The sequence below is a fragment of the Nostoc flagelliforme FACHB-838 genome (assembly GCF_014698065.1).
GTDB lineage: Bacteria > Cyanobacteriota > Cyanobacteriia > Cyanobacteriales > Nostocaceae > Nostoc > Nostoc flagelliforme_B.
Map to the genome: position 1 here is coordinate 99,877 of NZ_JACJSI010000002.1, position 17,411 is coordinate 117,287.

The window sequence follows — 17,411 nt, forward strand, 5'->3', positions numbered from 1 at the left end:
CCGATGTCTCTGTGTTTATCCTTGCTTCCATTTATCCGACACTGCCTTCCAACTTCAAACTCAACAACTTATCAGCTTCCACAGCAAACTCCATCGGTAGCTGATTGAAAACATCCTTACAGAAGCCGCTAATCATCATTGAAATAGCATCTTCTGAAGAAATACCCCGTTGAGCAAAGTAGAATAACTGATCTTCCCCAATCTTAGAAGTAGAAGCTTCATGCTCCACCTTTGCACCGTTATTTTGCACCTGAATATAAGGGAAAGTGTTGGCATGGGCATTATCCCCAATCAGCATTGAGTCACACTGAGAATAATTTCTCGCCCCTTTCGCTGTTGGATTGACTTTCACCAAACCCCGGTAGCTATTACTAGAATTACCTGCGGAGATTCCTTTAGAAATAATTGTACTGCGGGTATTCTTACCTACGTGAATCATTTTACTACCTGTATCAGCTTGCTGCTGATGATTTGTCAGCGCCACCGAGTAAAACTCACCCACAGAGTTATCACCCACCAACACACAGCTAGGATATTTCCAAGTAATTGCTGAACCTGTTTCTACTTGAGTCCAGGAAATCTTGGAATTTACGCCCTGACACAAACCGCGCTTGGTGACAAAATTGTAAATACCGCCTTTCCCGTTGGCATCACCAGCGTACCAGTTTTGCACAGTGGAGTATTTAATTTCGGCGTTGTCGAGGGCGACAAGTTCCACAACTGCGGCGTGCAATTGGTTGCTGTCATACATCGGTGCGGTGCAACCTTCGAGGTAAGAGACATAACTACCTTCTTCGGCGACAATCAAAGTCCGCTCAAATTGTCCCGTGTCACCAGAGTTGATGCGGAAGTAGGTAGACAGCTCCATTGGGCATTTTACGCCTTTAGGAATATAGACAAAAGAACCATCGCTAAATACAGCAGCGTTCAAGGCGGCAAAATAATTGTCAGCGATGGGAACAACGCTACCCAAATATTTTTTAATTAGTTCTGGGTGTTCTTGCAACGCTTCCGAAAACGAACAGAAAATAACGCCATCTTCCGCTAGCTTTTCTTTAAATGTAGTGGCGACAGAAACGCTATCAAAAATTGCATCAACGGCGACATTTGCCAGCCGCTTCTGTTCAGATAGAGAAATGCCTAACTTCTCAAAAGTTTCTAAAAGGGTTGGATCAACTTCATCCAAGCTGTTTAGTTTTTCTTTCTTACGTTTCGGCGCTGAATAGTAAATGATATCCTGATAATTTATTGGCGGATACTTGACATTCGTCCAAGTTGGTTCCGTCATTTTTTGCCACTGGCGATAAGCTCTGAGGCGAAAGTCCAGCATGAACTGCGGCTCGTTCTTCTTAGAGGAGATCAAGCGGATAACGTCCTCGTCTAGTCCACGCGGAATAGTGTCGGCCTCAATGTCCGTGACAAAGCCGTACTTGTAGGGTTGGTTGACTAAGGTTTTGACAGTGGCACTCATCAGTAATAATCTCTCGTGTTCGGAACTTGAATCTCTCTATAAGGATGGGAGACGGGGTTTCTTTAGCCGATTCCCATCTACCGTTACGGAATGGTTACACGGCTGCTAGAATAGTGGTGGAGAGTAAAACAACAGCTATGTTGTTTAATCTATCTTCATTTTACGCTAAATTAACAACAACAATGTTGTCAAAGTCAAATTTTGAAAGAAATTAATTTTTGGGGCGTTCGCTGAACGTCTCGCACTACATGAAGATGGCGACTACCCACCAGTCCTCAACCAAGCAAGATATCCTAGAATATCTGCACAAACACGAAAAAGCAACGGCTTTGGAGCTAGCTGAAGTTTTAGACGTTACCCCCCAAGCGATTCGTCGCCATCTCAAAGATTTGGAGACGGAGGAGCTAGTTTTGTATTCGACATCAGTGCAGGCGGCGGGAATGGGGCGGCCGCAGCACCTTTATGAATTGAGTCGTCAAGGACGCGATCGCTTGCATCGAACAATGAGCGATCGCTTTGGTGATGCAAGCGGAAATTTTGCGGTTTCGTTGCTAGACACCTTAGCCGAAACGGTAGGACACGACCAATTTAAATCGATTTTAGAGAAACAGTGGCAGCGCAAAGCCAAAGAATACCGCAATCGCGTGGGTAACGGTTCACTGCGAGAACGTGTAGCCAACTTAGTAGAGTTGAGAAAAGCGGAAGGCTTCATGGCAGAGTGTCACCCTGTTCATGTGAATGACTCATTTGAGAGCGATCGCTTTATCTTAATGGAGCATAACTGCGCCATTTCCAACGTTGCCGAGTCTTTCCCGAGCATCTGTGGTCACGAATTAGAAATGTTTGCAGCCGTCTTACCCGATTGTACCGTAGAACGCACCCACTGGATTATTGATGGCGAACATCGTTGTGGCTATTTGGTACAAATTCGTCATTAGTCCTTAGTCTTTTTTTTAATAACTAATGCTCCATACCTAATACCTAATAATTAACTAAATTTGAGATAGCATTTCATTTATGGATGTACCACCACAGCAACCATCAACCCAATTTTTAACCCTGGAAGAGTCAGCAAAAGTAGACGCGGCTTTGTTGTCTTCCCCAGAAAAGTTTTTAACAAGATTGACAATTTCATCACTGAAGGTTTTGAAACATATCGCTCAAGAATACAGTGTTGCTATTGAAGATTTGACAGCACAGCAAGTAATTGCTTGGTTTGAAAAAGATGGCAAAATCCGACGTGAACAGGGCATTGAAGCTGCATATCTAAAGTGGTGATTTAAAGATATGGTAGGAAAATTTTTTCAATAAATATAGGGTGGGCAAAGCTTACCCTATTATTTTAAAAATAAAATAAATAGGAATCTTATAGGAGTATTTTGGCTTTAACTAGTTAATAGATTATGCTTTTCTGTAATATATTGCCAATAATGTTACTGTTCCACAGGCAATAAAGCTAATTAAACTACCATACATCAAGATTTTATCTTTGTAATAATAACCATAAAGAACACTGTTAAATTGAATAATATTAAAGCCAGCAAAAGTTATTAAAGAGATATTTTGAGCACTTTTAGTTTTGACGATTCTGATAGCTTGGGGGACAAATAAACTAGCGTTAAATACAAAACCTAGGCCGAATAAAAAAGTAACTATTTCTCTCATATTTTTTATTCAGTTCTACTCAACCACTAAAAACATTTAACCTGGGATTATAATAGTTGTTTGAAGCAACTAAAAGGATATTTAGAAAGTCGCTCCAAAAGGATTAAGAATATACCTTTGCATGGAGGAACTGACGCAGTATTTATTAAAAAACAGAAAGCACCTTTTGAAAAGTGCTTTAGAAATTGATTAGATTTAATTTGTCAAACAATTATTTAAGCATTGTAATTGTTAGCCCGAGGACTACGAGCTCCAGTTGCGGCTCCAATCATTGAGGCTATTAAACCTAACAAAGAACCAAACACAAACCACCATAATCCCGAACGTAAATTAGCTGCCGCATCACGAGCTTGTTGGGCACTGACGTTTGCTTGTGGTACATTAACACCACCCTGCTGCTGTACCTGGTTTATGACTTCCCCAGCGTTAGAAGCAGCAACACCAAAAGCACCAGATACTCCACTTGCTAACAGCCATGAGCTAACTGCTAAAGTCGTTGCCCAAAGAATTGCGCCGTTAAGAAGAGCTGTATTGCGGTTCATCGGCCCACAAGCACGGGCTGCCACCCAACCACCAGTAAACAGAGAAATTAGTAAAGCGATAGTTGACCAAAGCCCCGCATTACCCGCAGCGTTAGGCGCAATTGTTCTTGGTGCACCTGAACTTTCAACCGCGCCTGCCGCAAAAGCACCAATTATAGCGCTCAAAATTAATTGAGTAGCTAAAGCAACCAACAAACCAGAAATAATCGGCCCCCAGCGAACAAGATCATGATATTCACTTACTCGACCTGATACCACAGGGTCAGTAGGAATAACGTCATTCCCTGTGCGATTTACGTATGACATAGCTTATCTTCTCCAGTGCTGTTTCAGCAAAGTTTATCTCAGGTATATTCATGTTTATGCTTAAGATTAAATAACTAAATCATTTGTTTTTATATCTATCAATAGAAAGAGTTAATAGGTATATCTTTAGTGAGAAAAAGTAGATTTCTTTAAAAAGTTTTAATAAAATTTAGTATTTATTAATCTATGAAGAATTATTTATAAAAAAAAATTCAATATTAAAATTTTTAAATAAAAACACAACTAATTCTAATAAACCAAATTTAATTACCTAAGCAATTAGACTTAAGACACAACTTTATAAAGATAGTCAAAATTAACGCATTCTCACAGCAGTGCCTGTGGCAGTAATCAGCAAAAGAACTCCTGACTGGTCAACATTGATTGTGCCAGTATCAATTTCAATCCCGATTACAGCATTTGCTCCTAAACGTTGTGCCCGTTGCTCTAATTCTTCTAACGCCTTGCGTTGACCTTGCTCAAATAGACGCTCATAGCTACCAGTGCGTCCACCGATAATATCTCGAATACCAGCCAAAAAATCCCGCAAGAAGTTGCTGCCGTAGACTACTTCTGCTGTCACAATACCTAAATATGACTCAATGACTGCTCCTTGAATTACATCAGTGGTAGTTATAATCATAAATTAACCTCTTAGATAGGATATAGATTGATATTTATTATTTAAATTTTTATCAAAATACTTGAAAATTTGTAACTTTTCTTACAAAATGCAGTTTTGATAAATATCATATAACACAATTTTAGATTATGCTTTAAGCTTTATTATTATCCTCAACAGAAGCCGTGACCTAAAGGAACATTTTACTAATTAAATTTATCTTACCGTGTAATGACCAAAAAAGAGTATGAACGCCGAGATGATGATTTCTCAAAAGGTAATGTCAAAGACTAAAAATGTGAAAACAATTGGATACATAGTCAGCAAACTATTAAATTAAATAAAAAATAGGAATGAATGCCAAACTCTATATGCTTGGTCTGTCAACGTTTAGAGGTTGTTTTAAAAGTGTTTGGCTGTGCTTTTAAGTACTTCTAGATCCCCCCTAACCCCCCTTAAAAAGGGGGGGACAGGAATCAAAGTCCCCCTTTTTAAGGGAGATTTAGGGGGATCTGAACTTTTGATACCAATAAGGGGACTTTTAAAACATCCTCTTAGGGTGAAGTCAAATGTATGTTGAAGTTTTCTGAGTAGTACGTATAACTACTGATTAAAAAGTGTAATTTTGGGGTTGTACTAATTGATATATCGGTTAATTTCATCTGAGCCTTGATAGCTGATACTTCATTATTCAGTAAAAACTCTGTAATGCCGTGTTGATTGTAAAAGAAAGGTAGATGAACTATTCACATCTTAATTAATACGAATAAATACAGTTTTCAAAAGTCCATATTTTTGTTTTAATGTACAAGAAAAAAAGTTCTCTAAAATTTCAGGAAATTTACTGTGTACAAGCCAACATCATTCGTGTTTAGTGTGGTGTTACTAGGATGTTTTGCCTTCACCATACCTTCAGTGGCTCAAGCTGAGGTATTAGTGGCGCAAGCCAAAAACCCTCAGTTAAAGCAATTGCTAGAGGAAGGTCGGAGGTTAGTAGATACGGGCGATTATGGTGGTGCGATCGCAGTTTATCAGCAAGCAGGTAGGCTAGATCCGAAGAATGCTAAAATCCATTCAGGTATTGGCTACTTATACGCACAACAGGGAAATTACCAGGCAGCATTAACAGCTTATCGTCGGGCGATCGCTATTAACCCTAACAACAGTGATTTTTATTACGCCGTGGGTTACATCAAAGCGAATTTGGGCGACACACGTGGGGCAAAGGAAGGCTACCGTCGTGCCATACAGCTGAACCGTAACAACGTTAATGCCTATTTAGGATTGGCTGTAACGCAATCGCGTATGGGAGACTATACTGCTGCTACCTGGGCATACCAACAAGCAATTGACTTGGATAAGAACAACGCCCAGACTTATGAGTTGATGGGTTCGATGTATAAACAGCGACGACAAGCCAAACAAGCGAACAGCTTGCTTCAGAAAGCCCGTGATTTGTACAAGCGGCGCAATGACTCAGATGGCGTAGAAAGGGTAGAAGCCATGCTGCGACAGTTAGGAGGATGAAATTAATCTAACTGGCGTCCCGTTAATTCCACAAAAATATCTTCCAGATTAGAGGGACGCACCATCATTCCGGTTTTATCGGGCTGTTCATTCAAGTAGGTATTTGCTGCTTCCAAAGATGGGAAAAACAGATATTCCCAACTACGAGCGCCGTCACTTCCCACATCAGACACACCTAATTGTTTCATCACCAAACCTTCACCGTGAGCAGAACGCAGCTGTTGTAAAGTTCCCAAAGAAATCAGCTTTCCGCTATCCATAATACCAATGCGTCCCGGCTTGGTAGAGCCAAAGGCATCGCACAAAAATTCGACCTCATCCATATAATGGGTTGTCAGTAGCATCGTCATCCCTTGTTTATTCAAATCTCGAATAATTTCCCAGAGACGTCGCCTGGTTTGGGGGTCTAGTCCTACCGTTGGTTCATCCAAAAACAAAATTTGCGGTTGATGCAATAAAGCTCTCGCAATCTGCAACCGTCGTTTCATACCCCCAGACAGGGTTTTTACCAAATCATCACGTTTTTCTGATAGCTCAACATACTCTAGCCATTGATTAATCAGTCTTTGTCGCTGCGGGTTGCTAATGTGATGTAGTCTCCCGTGCAGTTCCATATTTTCCCAGACGGTTAAATCGTTATCCACACTGACTTGCTGCAAGACTACACCAATACTCTGTTTTGCCAACGTTCGTTGGCGCATCACATCATATCCACCTACCTCTATCCGTCCTTGAGATGGTTTCGTGAGTGTAGTTAGCATCCGAATTGTGGTTGATTTACCCGCACCGTTTGGGCCAAGTAGAGCAAATATTTCCCCCGCTTCAATGTTGAATGACAGGTCATTAACTACAGGTACATTGTTATAAAACTTGTAGACCTTTTCTAGAAAGACAGCAGCAGTCACGTCGCTTCGCTCCGAATTAAAAATTAAAAATTAAAAACTAACAAACTCATAAATAAATTTAGTTACTCTGTATCCTTTCCTGTTTCGGTCATGGAGAAATTTACTTGCACTGGTTACTAATCAACACTAACATTATGGTTACAAAAAATTAAATACATTTTATTAACCCTTAGATAACTCAACCTTTACTTATTGTCATTACAGGGTATGGTAAAAATTTATCCTGTAATACTTTAGTTGAAGCTTGCTATTATTTAGTATGGAATCTGATAACCCATCGAAGCTAAACCGTCGCCAGTTTTTGCTACGTTCAACTATCACAGCAGGTGGAATTATTTCCACAAATTTTATATCCAAATCACAAGTTTTTGCCCAAGCACCTGCAATTATCACTTCTGAAAAAATGCGTCCTGCTATACCTTATGGTGTAGCTAGTGGAGATATATCTAACGATAGCATTGTCATTTGGAGTAAGAGCGATCGCCCGGCAAAAATGATCGTAGAATATTCTACCAGTGAATCTTTTCGTAATGTGCAGCGAGTTGTGGGACCTAATGCTTTAAAAAATAGCGACTTTACAGCACGGCTTTATTTGGAGAATCTACCACCAGACCAAAAATTATTTTATCGGGTGATTTTTCAAGATTTAGATTATCAAGGCACTTACAGCGCCGCTTCTCATGGTAGTTTCCGAACTCCCCCCAAATCTGGACGAGATATATTCTTTGTTTGGGGTGGCGATACCGCCGGTCAAGGATGGGGTATTAATCCTGATTTTGGTGGAATGAAAATTTACGAAACTATGCGCCAACTTAATCCCGATTTCTTTATTCATTCTGGCGATAATATTTATGCTGATGGCCCCATTCAACCAGAAGTCAGCCTAGACGACGGCACTATTTGGAAAAACATTACCACACCAGAAAAATCAAAAGTAGCAGAAACTCTCACAGAATTTCGTGGCAACTACATATACAATTTGCTGGATGAAAACATCAAGCGTTTCAACGCTGAAGTTCCCATTTTGGCACAGTGGGACGACCATGAAACCACTAATAATTGGTATCCTGGTGAATTTCTTTTAAGCGATGATCGTTATACAGTCAAAGATGTTAACTTGCTAGCCGAAAGAGCAAGACAAGCATTTTTAGAATATTTACCTATTGGATATCCAAACAATAATCCAGACAAAGCGAAAATTTATCGCACCTTTAAGCATGGGCCATTATTAGACATTTTCATGCTTGATGAGCGCACCTACCGGGGGCCAAATACCCCCAATAATCAACCAGTACCAAGTAAAGAAACAGATTTTTTGAGTAGAAAACAATTGCAATGGTTGAAAAGACAATTGTTGTCATCAAAAGCAACATGGAAAGTGATTGCTAGTGATATGCCTTTGGGGTTGATAGTTCGAGACGGTAGCACCGATTTTGAAGCTTGGGCGAATGGAGATGGCCCGGCTTTAGGAAGAGAACTAGAACTTGCCGATTTATTACGATTTATCAAAAACAAAAATATCCAAAATGTTGTTTGGTTAACGGCTGATGTGCATTATGCAGCAGCCCATTATTACGACCCCGCCAAAGCGCAGTTTACCGACTTCAAGCCTTTTTGGGAGTTTGTCGCCGGGCCTCTTAACTCAGGTACATTTGGGCCAAATCAATTAGAAAATACCTTTGGGCCACAATTAGTATTTCAAAGCCTTCCCCCAGGTACAAAAGCAAATCGACCCCCAAGTGAAGGTTTGCAATTCTTTGGAGGAGTTAAAATTAATGCTCATACAAAGGTGATGAGTGTAACATTGCGTAACTTGGCAGGCGAAATTATCTACAGTTTAGATTTACCGCCAGAAGCATAAATCTAGACAGTAAAAATAGGGGCGCACAGCTGTACGCCCCTACTACTGGAAGTGCCTAATAACTTTTTGCTAATACCGAATTCGCGGATCTACATAAGCATTTAAAATATCAATCAAAATGCTGGCACTGACAACGATCGCACCAAAAAATACTAGCACTCCTTGGACTGTGGGATAATCGCGATCAGCGATCGCTTGATACAGTCGATTCGCTAACCCAGGCCAAGAAAATGTCACCTCTGTCAAAATCGCCCCACCCAACAGAGACGCAAAAGTTAATCCCAACACTGTAATTACTGGAATTAGGGCATTTTTTAAAGCATGGGAGGCTAAAATCTTATTTTCACCAACACCTCTAGCTCTCGCGGCTTCTACATAATCTGCTTGCAGGGTTTGCTTTAAATTCACTCGCACAATTCGCTCAAAAATCCCACTAAGCAAGATTCCCAAAGTGAGACTTGGTAGGGCAAGATGGTGCAAAGATGTGAAAAACTGGGTGAAGTTTCCACCGAGTAGGCTATCAATTGTATACAATCCAGTTACAAGAGTAGGAGCCGGCAGATTGGGCGGAAAGCGGTTGGAATTAGGAAACCAACCCAGTTGCACTGAGAAAATCAACTGCAAAAGCATTCCCGCCCAAAACATAGGAAGTGCGTAGGTGATGATCCCAAATAAGCGCCCACCGACATCAAAATATGTCCCAGGGCGGGAAGCCGAAAGAGTCCCAACGGCGATGCCGACGATGAGAGCAACGGCCATGCTACATACTGCTAACTCCACCGTTGCCGGGAAATATTGCCCAATTATGTCCCAAACATTCTGTCCGCGACTCATTAAAGAGGTTCCCAAGTCAAAACGCAGTATGCTTCCCAAATAATTGAGGTACTGTAGCCACAGGGGAAGGTTTAGACCAAGTTGTTTTCGCAATTCTTCTTTAGCAGCTTCTGGCGCACGTCCACCGAGAATTGCATCTGCCGGATCTCCTGGTGTTGCTCTTAGTAAGAGAAATACAATGGTGATGATAGTTAATAGCTGAAGTGGCGCAAGAAGCAACCGAGAAACAATGTAATATTGTAAAGCTTTAGAACGAGACATAAGTAATTAAAAATTAAAAATTAAAAATGCAGTTTTTGAAAGCATCTTGTCTAGTAACTGGATACGAAACATATTTACTTAAAACCCAAAAGTAAAAAGTAAAAATCTAGACTATACCCCTTTCCAGGTGACTATTAAAATCTCTTTATTCTCTCTGTGTTCTCTGTGTCTCTGCGGTTCAAAAGTAATTAAATTAACCTTATTAGGCGCAGAGAACACAAAAGTAAGAGGTTAAAGAGTAATTTATTGTCCCCTTGACTTTTTAACTACTTTTTAAGTGTCTGGTAAACCAGAATTTGGGTAGGGTTAAGTTGTACACTGCCAACACCATTTCGGGCAAACACATAATCTTTGCTTTGCCATAAGGGAACGTAAGGAACATCAGTAGTTACTTGCGTTTGAATTTCTGCAAAAATTTTCTGACGCGCTTCGGGGTTTAGTTCTTTGCGTTGCTGATCAATCAGTTTATTCATGGCTTCGCTATAGTAAAACGAACCCTGAGTTTGACTGGCTCCATCTTCGCATCCTTTAGCAACTGAACCTTTATCACAAGTTAAAAACGGCTGGACATAATTATCTGGGTCTAAAAAATCTGGATACCAATCAAGTAAAGCTCCTGGATATAAACCTTTGGAAATATCTTTAAAAAAGGCTGGCCCTTCCGCTTGGGTGACTTCAAATTGTAGTATTCCATCCATTTTGACATCCACAAGGGATTTGAGCGTCTGTGCTGCCAAACTACGAGTAGGTGAACTAGAAGGATACCAAATTTGTACTTTTGCCGGATTCTCTTTAGAAAAACCAGCAGTAGCTAACAATTTTTTAGCTTGATCAAAGTTAGCATCACCATATTTTTCTTTAAATAATGGCACAGAAACTTTAAACGTCGTTGGAATCATGCTATAAAGCGGATCTGCTTGACCAAGTAACGCCCGCTCATTTAACAGGGGACGGTCAATTATTGAGGCGATCGCTTGTCTGACCTCTAATCTATCTAAAGGCTTTTGATTCCGGTTTAATACCAGATAACTTACTACGCTACCTTCAGCAGCGATCGCTTGCCAATCACCTTTTTTACCACCTTCTTCCAAGCTCCGATTTTGATCTGGCTGTAGCGATAAATAAGCTACATCAATTGCGCCTGTACGGAAAGCATTAAACAAATTAACCGGACTAGTTTGAATTTGGAGGTTAACACCCTTATTAGCGGGTTTTTCTCCCCAGTATTTATCAAACACATCAAATCGGATGGAATCAGTACCATATTGTCCTAATTTGTAAGGGCCAGTCCCCACAAAAGTATTCGGCTTAAATTTACCAGCACCGAGTTCGTAAGCTTTTGGTGAAACTGCACACACCCCAGGAAATGCCAGCAGTGAGGGAAACGCTGCAAAGGGTTTTTTCAGCTTGATGGTTAACTCATACTCGCCTGTAGGTTTTACAGAATCTACTACATCAGCCAGTAAGAATGAGGGTTTTCCTTTATTTTGAATAAAGCGGTTGATGGTAAATGCCATTGCTTGGGAATTGAAGGGAGTCCCATCGTGAAAAACTACTCCCTGACGTAAGGGGATGGTATAAGTTAAGCCATCTTGACTGACTTTGGGTAATGCCGTCGCTAGCTGGGGCTTAATTTCGGTGCTTCCTGATTCGTAGTTGTAGAGGCGATCGCTCATATTAAACACCAAACCCAAGGATGCTAACTCATAAGCATCAGCCGGATCAAGGGTTCTGGGCTTTGCTGTCGTACCGATAGTAATACGACCATCACCTGTAGGGCTATTTACAGAACCGGATGGCGGCGTAGTTGACTGCGGACGAGGAGCGCAACTAACAACTAAAAATAAACATAGACAGAACAAAGATAGGAATTGTCTAATCCGACCCCACCGTTTCACGGACAAGGAAAACCAGGTCATGGCAATAATATTATTTTTGATGTCAGAGGTCAGCAATTTTACTACATTTGTGACACTTATGCTGAATCTTCATAATTATGCTGGTTCTCAGTTCTCCTGAGAAAGTATATATGTATAAAAAACAAAGTTTGTCCAGATAAATAAAAGAAAATTTATCCTACATTTAATTTAGACATCTGGTGAAAAAGAAATTTCGCATCTCTCCAAGAAAACTCTTGCACAAATGGGACAAACGCAAAAACCCTCCCAAACTCTCATTCCTCCGTCTCCTCTGCGTCCTCTGTGGTTCGTTTTCCATTACCTATTGTTTAGTACTGAAAAATTTTATTTAATTAAGATTTTCAACATGGACTAAATTTGTCGTAAATTCATAGTTAATAGGTCTTAGCTTTGGCCTTAGCCCAAGTAATATACATTAAGACTTTGCCTATTGCTGCTTGGGTACAGATATCGATGAGAGCGATTTATCGTAAAACTTGGCTGGATTGTCAAAAAGAAGAGCATTTATACATCAGCGACTAAAGCGATCGCGATATCGTTAACAGCAGATTGAAAGTCTAACTAGTGAGACTAAGACCGTGAAGTATTTCTTTCTATCTGAGGGATGGGCAGTTGCGAGAGTCTGGGCATCTGATGGACTCTGGCAAATAACTGCATGGCGACGCCAACCAGATATTCAGCGAATGAATATTTGTTTAGTCGAACAAAACGAATTGCTATGGCTTTATCGAGTTGAAGAAGCCGTTTTAACCGTGGAAGTAAAGCCAACAACACCAGTAATTGCCAGTCAGACCATCGGTCAAGTAGTACTCAAGCGTCTAATGAGCGCTGAACAGGTAATCGAACGCCTGGGTACGGCTGAGACAAAGTGTCAACTGCAAAATATCCAGTTGGTAGTTCAGTAGATAGTAGGAGGGAGTAGGAGTAGGCTAAGTAACATAACAATATAATTATTTATAATTATTATTTTCCTCTCCGCTTCCTCCTCCTCCCCAATCCTTAGTACCCAATCCTCAGTCCCCAGTACCCTCGTAAAGAAAAGATAAGCAAATTTAATCTGTGAAGGGGATTGGTAGCAAAAAAACTTAGATATGCTACGCGATCGCATCAATTTACACGCTTGCAAACAATTCCATCAATAGTTACACTTTTTAAAACATTCTCATTTTTGCTTGGCGATGGCTACCCTACAAGGTAAACCTCCCGAAGCGAGTAAGCATTGACAAAGCACCAACGCTGTCTGAATTTATCTAAGACTAAGCTGTGGTACAACTTTGGCTTTGGCAATAACAAAAAACAAGAGAGAGTTTTCTGAGCGGCGGTTTTCGTCTCTCAGGATCTCAGTAAGAAAATTGCTTTGTAAACTAACTCATCGAGGAGGAGCGTAGTCGATGGGACTACCCTGGTACCGAGTACATACAGTCGTTCTGAATGATCCAGGGCGGCTGATTTCTGTACACCTGATGCACACAGCCTTAGTAGCAGGCTGGGCTGGTTCGATGGCACTCTACGAACTAGCTGTTTTTGACCCTAGCGATCCAGTTCTCAACCCGATGTGGCGTCAAGGAATGTTCGTCCTGCCGTTCATGTCACGTTTGGGCGTTACCCAATCTTGGGGCGGTTGGAACGTTACTGGTGGCCCAGCAACTGATCCTGGATTTTGGTCATTTGAAGGTGTTGCTGCCGCTCACATTGTTCTTTCCGGTTTGCTGTTCTTAGCTGCCGTATGGCACTGGGTTTACTGGGATTTGGAACTTTTTAGAGATCCCCGCACTGGTGAACCTGCCTTAGACTTGCCAAAAATGTTTGGCATTCACCTGTTCTTATCAGGTCTACTTTGTTTTGGATTTGGTGCTTTTCACCTCACCGGGCTATTTGGGCCGGGGGTATGGGTTTCTGACCCTTATGGAATCACCGGTACCGTCCAGGCAGTAGCACCAGAATGGGGCCCAGATGGTTTTAACCCATATAACCCTGGTGGCATTGCGGCTCACCACATAGCCGCTGGTGTTGTTGGTATTATTGCAGGCTTATTCCACCTGACAGTTAGACCCCCCGAACGGCTCTATAAAGCCCTGCGGATGGGGAACATTGAAACAGTACTCTCTAGCAGTATTGCAGCAGTCTTCTTTGCTGCTTTCGTCGTTGCTGGTACTATGTGGTACGGTAACGCCGCCACTCCCATCGAATTGTTTGGCCCTACCCGTTACCAATGGGATCAAGGCTACTTCAGTCAAGAAATTCAGCGCCGCGTCCAAACAAGCGTTGCTGAAGGTGCAACCCTTGAGCAAGCTTGGTCGCAAATTCCCGAAAAACTGGCATTCTATGATTACGTCGGCAATAGCCCCGCTAAAGGCGGTCTATTCCGTACAGGGCCAATGGTGAAAGGTGATGGTATTGCCCAGTCTTGGCAAGGTCACGCCGTATTCAAAGATTCTGAAGGACGGGAATTGACCGTGCGTCGTCTCCCCAACTTCTTTGAAACCTTCCCAGTGATCTTGACCGATGCAGATGGAATTGTCCGCGCTGACATTCCTTTCCGTCGGGCAGAATCTAAGTATAGCTTCGAGCAATCTGGTGTCACCGTTAGTTTCTACGGTGGTGATCTCAATGGTAAGACCTTTACAGAACCAGCTGATGTGAAGAAGTATGCCCGTAAAGCTCAAGGCGGTGAAATCTTTGAATTTGACCGAGAAACCTTGAACTCTGATGGTGTATTCCGCACCAGTCCTAGAGGTTGGTTTACCTTTGGACACGCCGTATTTGCTCTGCTGTTCTTCTTTGGTCATCTCTGGCATGGTTCTCGGACAATTTACCGAGACGTATTTGCTGGTGTTGATGCGGATCTAGAAGAACAAGTTGAGTGGGGTCTATTCCAAAAAGTGGGTGACAAGTCAACCCGCCGGAAGGAAGCCCTTTAAAGGAAAAGGAACTGGGGACTGGGGATGGGAAAAACTTTTTCCAATCCCTAATAACCAGTACCTAATCCCTCATTACTAGCTGGATAAAGAGGAAATCGTAATATGGAAAGCGTTGCGTACATCTTGATTTTTACTCTGTGTATAGGTACTCTCTTTTTTGCGATCGCATTTCGTGAACCCCCTCGTTTTGAGAAACCAAAAGATAAGTAGATCCTATTCCCAGACCCTTAAGCGGATTTAATTTAATATCCGTTGCCACACCCTTAGTAGCAACGGATATTATCGTGTTTACCCTTTGTTGGTTTTAATTACTAAGTAAACAACCAATCATCTTTAGATTGTGATATAATTTCCAATCTTGGGAGTAGATATGTGTTAATACTAGCTTTTCTGCGCTAGGATGAAAAGGATATTAAGTGTAAGCTGCTATAAAAGCGCTTACATAAGGGATAACGCTTACCGCACAACCTTTACGGAGACTAGAACCAGGAACAAATCAGCATGGTCAATCAGAATTTAACCGCTACAGAAATTGGATTTACTCACGAAGATTTCGCTGCTCTACTTGACAAATACGATTATCATTTTAGCCCTGGCGATGTTGTGCCAGGAACAGTTTTCAGTATAGAGCCGCGCGGCGCTCTGATTGACATTGGTGCTAAAACCGCAGCATATATTCCTATACAAGAAATGTCTATTAACCGGGTGGATAGCCCGGAAGAAGTCTTACAGTCAAATGAAACGCGGGAATTTTTCATCCTCACCGATGAAAATGAAGATGGTCAATTAACTCTTTCCATTCGCCGCATTGAATATATGCGGGCTTGGGAGCGCGTGCGACAACTGCAAGCAGAAGATGCTACAGTACGTTCTGGCGTATTTGCAACCAATCGCGGCGGAGCATTAGTACGAATTGAGGGATTACGTGGCTTTATCCCAGGTTCTCATATCAGCACCCGCAAACCCAAAGAAGAATTGGTAGGCGAAGATTTGCCATTGAAATTCCTAGAGGTGGATGAAGAACGCAACCGCTTAGTTTTATCTCACCGTCGGGCGCTAGTTGAGCGCAAGATGAACCGCCTAGAAGTCGGCGAAGTAGTGATTGGTACAGTTCGTGGTATCAAGCCCTACGGTGCTTTCATCGACATTGGTGGCGTAAGTGGTCTACTGCATATTTCTGAGATTTCTCACGAGCATATTGATACACCTCATAGTGTGTTCAATGTCAATGATGAAGTGAAAGTTATGATCATTGACTTGGATGCAGAAAGGGGTCGGATTTCCCTATCTACCAAGCAGCTAGAACCTGAACCCGGCGACATGATTAAAAACCGGGATTTGGTCTACGATAAGGCGGAAGAAATGGCTGCTAAATATCGTGAACAGCTACTAGCCAAGCAGCAAGGTGCTACTGCTGCAACAGCTGCATCTCTAGAAGTTTCAGAAGAAGAGATTCCACCAGCAGTGGAACTTGACGAAGAAATTCCGCCAGCAGCGGAACTTAATGAAGAGATTTCACCAGCAGCGGAACTTGAAGAAATTCCCGCAGCTACAGAAACTGAAGAAGAAATTCCCGTAGCAGCAGAACTTGAAGAAATTCCCGCAGCTACGGAAACTGAAGAGGAAATTCCAGTAGCTGTTGAAGAATAATAGATTTTTTATAGTTTTACTTATTTTTAAGTAAGAGTATTAAATGATTGTATAAAGAGGGTTTTCCCCTCTTTTTTTATGTGCAGAATCGTTAAAAGTGGAGAGTTAGGATTTAAGAGTTAGGAATAATAAGTGGGGTGAAATATTGTGGTAACTATTAAATGTAGAAACATGACTTTTGATAATATCCAGGCAATTTTGTTTGACAAAAATGGTACTCTGGAAGATTCAGAAACGTATTTGCGATCGCTAGCACAAAAAGCAGCAAGATTAATAGATGCTCAAATTCCTGGAACAGGAGAACCTTTATTGATGGCATTTGGCATCAATGCTAATCTTTTAGATCCCGCGGGTTTAATATCAGTAGCAAGCCGTCGGGAAACTGAAGTTGCGGCTGCGGCATATATTGCTGAAAGTGGGAAAGGATGGTTTGAGTGCTTAAAAATAGCCCGTCAAGCTTTGGATGAAGCGGAAAAATACATTGGACAAACCCCTTCACCATTGTTTATGGGTAGCCTAGACTTATTGAAATACCTACGGAAAGGTGGATTAAAACTTGGCATCCTCTCCGCTGCAACAACTGAAAAAGTACGTAATTTTGTCGCCAATCACCAATTAAATGATTATATCCAATTAGAAATGGGAGTGGATGAGGGGCCAGGTAAACCAGATCCAGTGCTATTTTTGCAAGCTTGCCAAGCCTTGGGAGTTGAACCAGGCGCTACATTGATGGTGGGAGATGCAGTGGGTGATATGCAAATGGCACGTAATGCTAAAGCCGCAGGTTGTATTGGTATCACTTGGGTGGGTAAGCCAGATAATGTTCGAGGTGCGGATGTGGTGATTAATCAACTTGATGAAATCCAGATTTTGGAGGATTAATTTATAGCGCTTACCAGTATTTTTAGCTAATCGGAATGATTAAAT

16 protein-coding genes are annotated in these 17,411 nt (G+C 41.6%); 9 read left to right on the top strand and 7 right to left on the bottom strand.

The annotated features are described in order from the left end of the window. Positions 1 to 31: 31 nt before the first annotated feature. A complete protein-coding gene (gene sufB, locus H6G97_RS01625; RefSeq protein WP_190938989.1) occupies positions 32 to 1,471 on the bottom strand; it encodes a Fe-S cluster assembly protein SufB in 1,440 nt (479 codons plus the stop codon). A gap of 254 nt (positions 1,472 to 1,725) precedes the next feature. On the opposite strand from sufB, the gene sufR reads away from it, so the two are divergent. Continuing rightward, positions 1,726 to 2,409 carry an iron-sulfur cluster biosynthesis transcriptional regulator SufR gene (gene sufR / locus H6G97_RS01630; RefSeq protein WP_190938990.1) on the top strand — a complete coding sequence of 228 codons (684 nt, stop codon included), beginning with the start codon at positions 1,726 to 1,728 and terminating at the stop codon, positions 2,407 to 2,409. 79 nt (positions 2,410 to 2,488) lie between these two features. Further along, positions 2,489 to 2,749, top strand: a complete 261-nt coding sequence (locus H6G97_RS01635) for a hypothetical protein (RefSeq protein WP_190938991.1) — start codon at positions 2,489 to 2,491, stop codon at positions 2,747 to 2,749. 123 nt (positions 2,750 to 2,872) lie between these two features. Here the strand turns inward: H6G97_RS01635 and H6G97_RS01640 are convergent, their stop codons facing one another. The 3 genes from H6G97_RS01640 to H6G97_RS01650 form a co-directional block, all read right to left on the bottom strand. Beyond that, positions 2,873 to 3,136 (bottom strand): PQ-loop domain-containing transporter, encoded by a 264-nt coding sequence (locus tag H6G97_RS01640; RefSeq protein WP_190938992.1) that lies wholly within the window; start codon positions 3,134 to 3,136, stop codon positions 2,873 to 2,875. A gap of 215 nt (positions 3,137 to 3,351) precedes the next feature. Next, on the bottom strand, positions 3,352 to 3,984 hold the full coding sequence (locus tag H6G97_RS01645; protein WP_190938993.1) for a hypothetical protein: 633 nt from the start codon (positions 3,982 to 3,984) through the stop codon (positions 3,352 to 3,354). Positions 3,985 to 4,300: 316 nt separating this feature from the next. Continuing rightward, positions 4,301 to 4,627 (bottom strand): YbjQ family protein, encoded by a 327-nt coding sequence (locus tag H6G97_RS01650; protein ID WP_190938994.1) that lies wholly within the window; start codon positions 4,625 to 4,627, stop codon positions 4,301 to 4,303. Between the two features lie 825 nt (positions 4,628 to 5,452). Between H6G97_RS01650 and H6G97_RS01655 the strand changes: the two genes are divergently transcribed. Further along, positions 5,453 to 6,133 carry a tetratricopeptide repeat protein gene (locus tag H6G97_RS01655; RefSeq protein ID WP_190938995.1) on the top strand — a complete coding sequence of 227 codons (681 nt, stop codon included), beginning with the start codon at positions 5,453 to 5,455 and terminating at the stop codon, positions 6,131 to 6,133. Positions 6,134 to 6,135: 2 nt separating this feature from the next. On the opposite strand, the gene H6G97_RS01660 is transcribed toward H6G97_RS01655, so the two are convergent. Continuing rightward, on the bottom strand, positions 6,136 to 7,038 hold the full coding sequence (locus tag H6G97_RS01660; RefSeq protein WP_190938996.1) for an ATP-binding cassette domain-containing protein: 903 nt from the start codon (positions 7,036 to 7,038) through the stop codon (positions 6,136 to 6,138). 259 nt (positions 7,039 to 7,297) lie between these two features. On the opposite strand from H6G97_RS01660, the gene H6G97_RS01665 reads away from it, so the two are divergent. Then, a complete protein-coding gene (locus H6G97_RS01665; protein ID WP_190938997.1) occupies positions 7,298 to 8,899 on the top strand; it encodes an alkaline phosphatase D family protein in 1,602 nt (533 codons plus the stop codon). 69 nt (positions 8,900 to 8,968) lie between these two features. On the opposite strand, the gene H6G97_RS01670 is transcribed toward H6G97_RS01665, so the two are convergent. Further along, entirely contained in the window at positions 8,969 to 9,994 is a 1,026-nt protein-coding gene (locus tag H6G97_RS01670) for an ABC transporter permease (protein WP_190938998.1), read from the bottom strand. A 266-nt stretch (positions 9,995 to 10,260) separates the two neighbouring features. Beyond that, positions 10,261 to 11,913 carry an ABC transporter substrate-binding protein gene (locus H6G97_RS01675; protein WP_190939068.1) on the bottom strand — a complete coding sequence of 551 codons (1,653 nt, stop codon included), beginning with the start codon at positions 11,911 to 11,913 and terminating at the stop codon, positions 10,261 to 10,263. A 578-nt stretch (positions 11,914 to 12,491) separates the two neighbouring features. Here H6G97_RS01675 and H6G97_RS01680 point away from each other — a divergent pair. The 5 genes from H6G97_RS01680 (at position 12,492) to H6G97_RS01700 (ending at position 17,366) form a co-directional block, all read left to right on the top strand. Continuing rightward, the gene (locus H6G97_RS01680; protein ID WP_190938999.1) at positions 12,492 to 12,818 is read left to right on the top strand and encodes a hypothetical protein; all 327 of its coding nucleotides are present in this window, start codon (positions 12,492 to 12,494) and stop codon (positions 12,816 to 12,818) included. 486 nt (positions 12,819 to 13,304) lie between these two features. Beyond that, positions 13,305 to 14,834, top strand: a complete 1,530-nt coding sequence (gene psbB, locus H6G97_RS01685; RefSeq protein ID WP_190939000.1) for a photosystem II chlorophyll-binding protein CP47 — start codon at positions 13,305 to 13,307, stop codon at positions 14,832 to 14,834. A gap of 102 nt (positions 14,835 to 14,936) precedes the next feature. Continuing rightward, positions 14,937 to 15,044: a photosystem II reaction center protein T gene (locus H6G97_RS01690; protein ID WP_084227385.1), complete on the top strand. Its 108-nt coding sequence runs from the start codon at positions 14,937 to 14,939 to the stop codon at positions 15,042 to 15,044. A 291-nt stretch (positions 15,045 to 15,335) separates the two neighbouring features. After that, positions 15,336 to 16,484 carry a 30S ribosomal protein S1 gene (locus H6G97_RS01695; protein WP_190939001.1) on the top strand — a complete coding sequence of 383 codons (1,149 nt, stop codon included), beginning with the start codon at positions 15,336 to 15,338 and terminating at the stop codon, positions 16,482 to 16,484. A 147-nt stretch (positions 16,485 to 16,631) separates the two neighbouring features. After that, a complete protein-coding gene (locus H6G97_RS01700) occupies positions 16,632 to 17,366 on the top strand; it encodes an HAD-IA family hydrolase (RefSeq protein WP_190939002.1) in 735 nt (244 codons plus the stop codon). Positions 17,367 to 17,411 lie beyond the last annotated feature (45 nt).

Bases quoted from the DNA above. Each gene is read 5' to 3' on its own strand.
- sufB (WP_190938989.1), bottom strand. From the start codon at position 1,471: ATGAGTGCCACTGTCAAAACCTTAGTCAACCAACCCTACAAGTACGGC.
- sufR (WP_190938990.1), top strand. From the start codon at position 1,726: ATGGCGACTACCCACCAGTCCTCAACCAAGCAAGATATCCTAGAATAT.
- H6G97_RS01635 (WP_190938991.1), top strand. From the start codon at position 2,489: ATGGATGTACCACCACAGCAACCATCAACCCAATTTTTAACCCTGGAA.
- H6G97_RS01640 (WP_190938992.1), bottom strand. From the start codon at position 3,136: ATGAGAGAAATAGTTACTTTTTTATTCGGCCTAGGTTTTGTATTTAAC.
- H6G97_RS01645 (WP_190938993.1), bottom strand. From the start codon at position 3,984: ATGTCATACGTAAATCGCACAGGGAATGACGTTATTCCTACTGACCCT.
- H6G97_RS01650 (WP_190938994.1), bottom strand. From the start codon at position 4,627: ATGATTATAACTACCACTGATGTAATTCAAGGAGCAGTCATTGAGTCA.
- H6G97_RS01665 (WP_190938997.1), top strand. From the start codon at position 7,298: ATGGAATCTGATAACCCATCGAAGCTAAACCGTCGCCAGTTTTTGCTA.
- H6G97_RS01670 (WP_190938998.1), bottom strand. From the start codon at position 9,994: ATGTCTCGTTCTAAAGCTTTACAATATTACATTGTTTCTCGGTTGCTT.
- H6G97_RS01675 (WP_190939068.1), bottom strand. From the start codon at position 11,913: ATGACCTGGTTTTCCTTGTCCGTGAAACGGTGGGGTCGGATTAGACAA.
- psbB (WP_190939000.1), top strand. From the start codon at position 13,305: ATGGGACTACCCTGGTACCGAGTACATACAGTCGTTCTGAATGATCCA.
- H6G97_RS01690 (WP_084227385.1), top strand. From the start codon at position 14,937: ATGGAAAGCGTTGCGTACATCTTGATTTTTACTCTGTGTATAGGTACT.
- H6G97_RS01695 (WP_190939001.1), top strand. From the start codon at position 15,336: ATGGTCAATCAGAATTTAACCGCTACAGAAATTGGATTTACTCACGAA.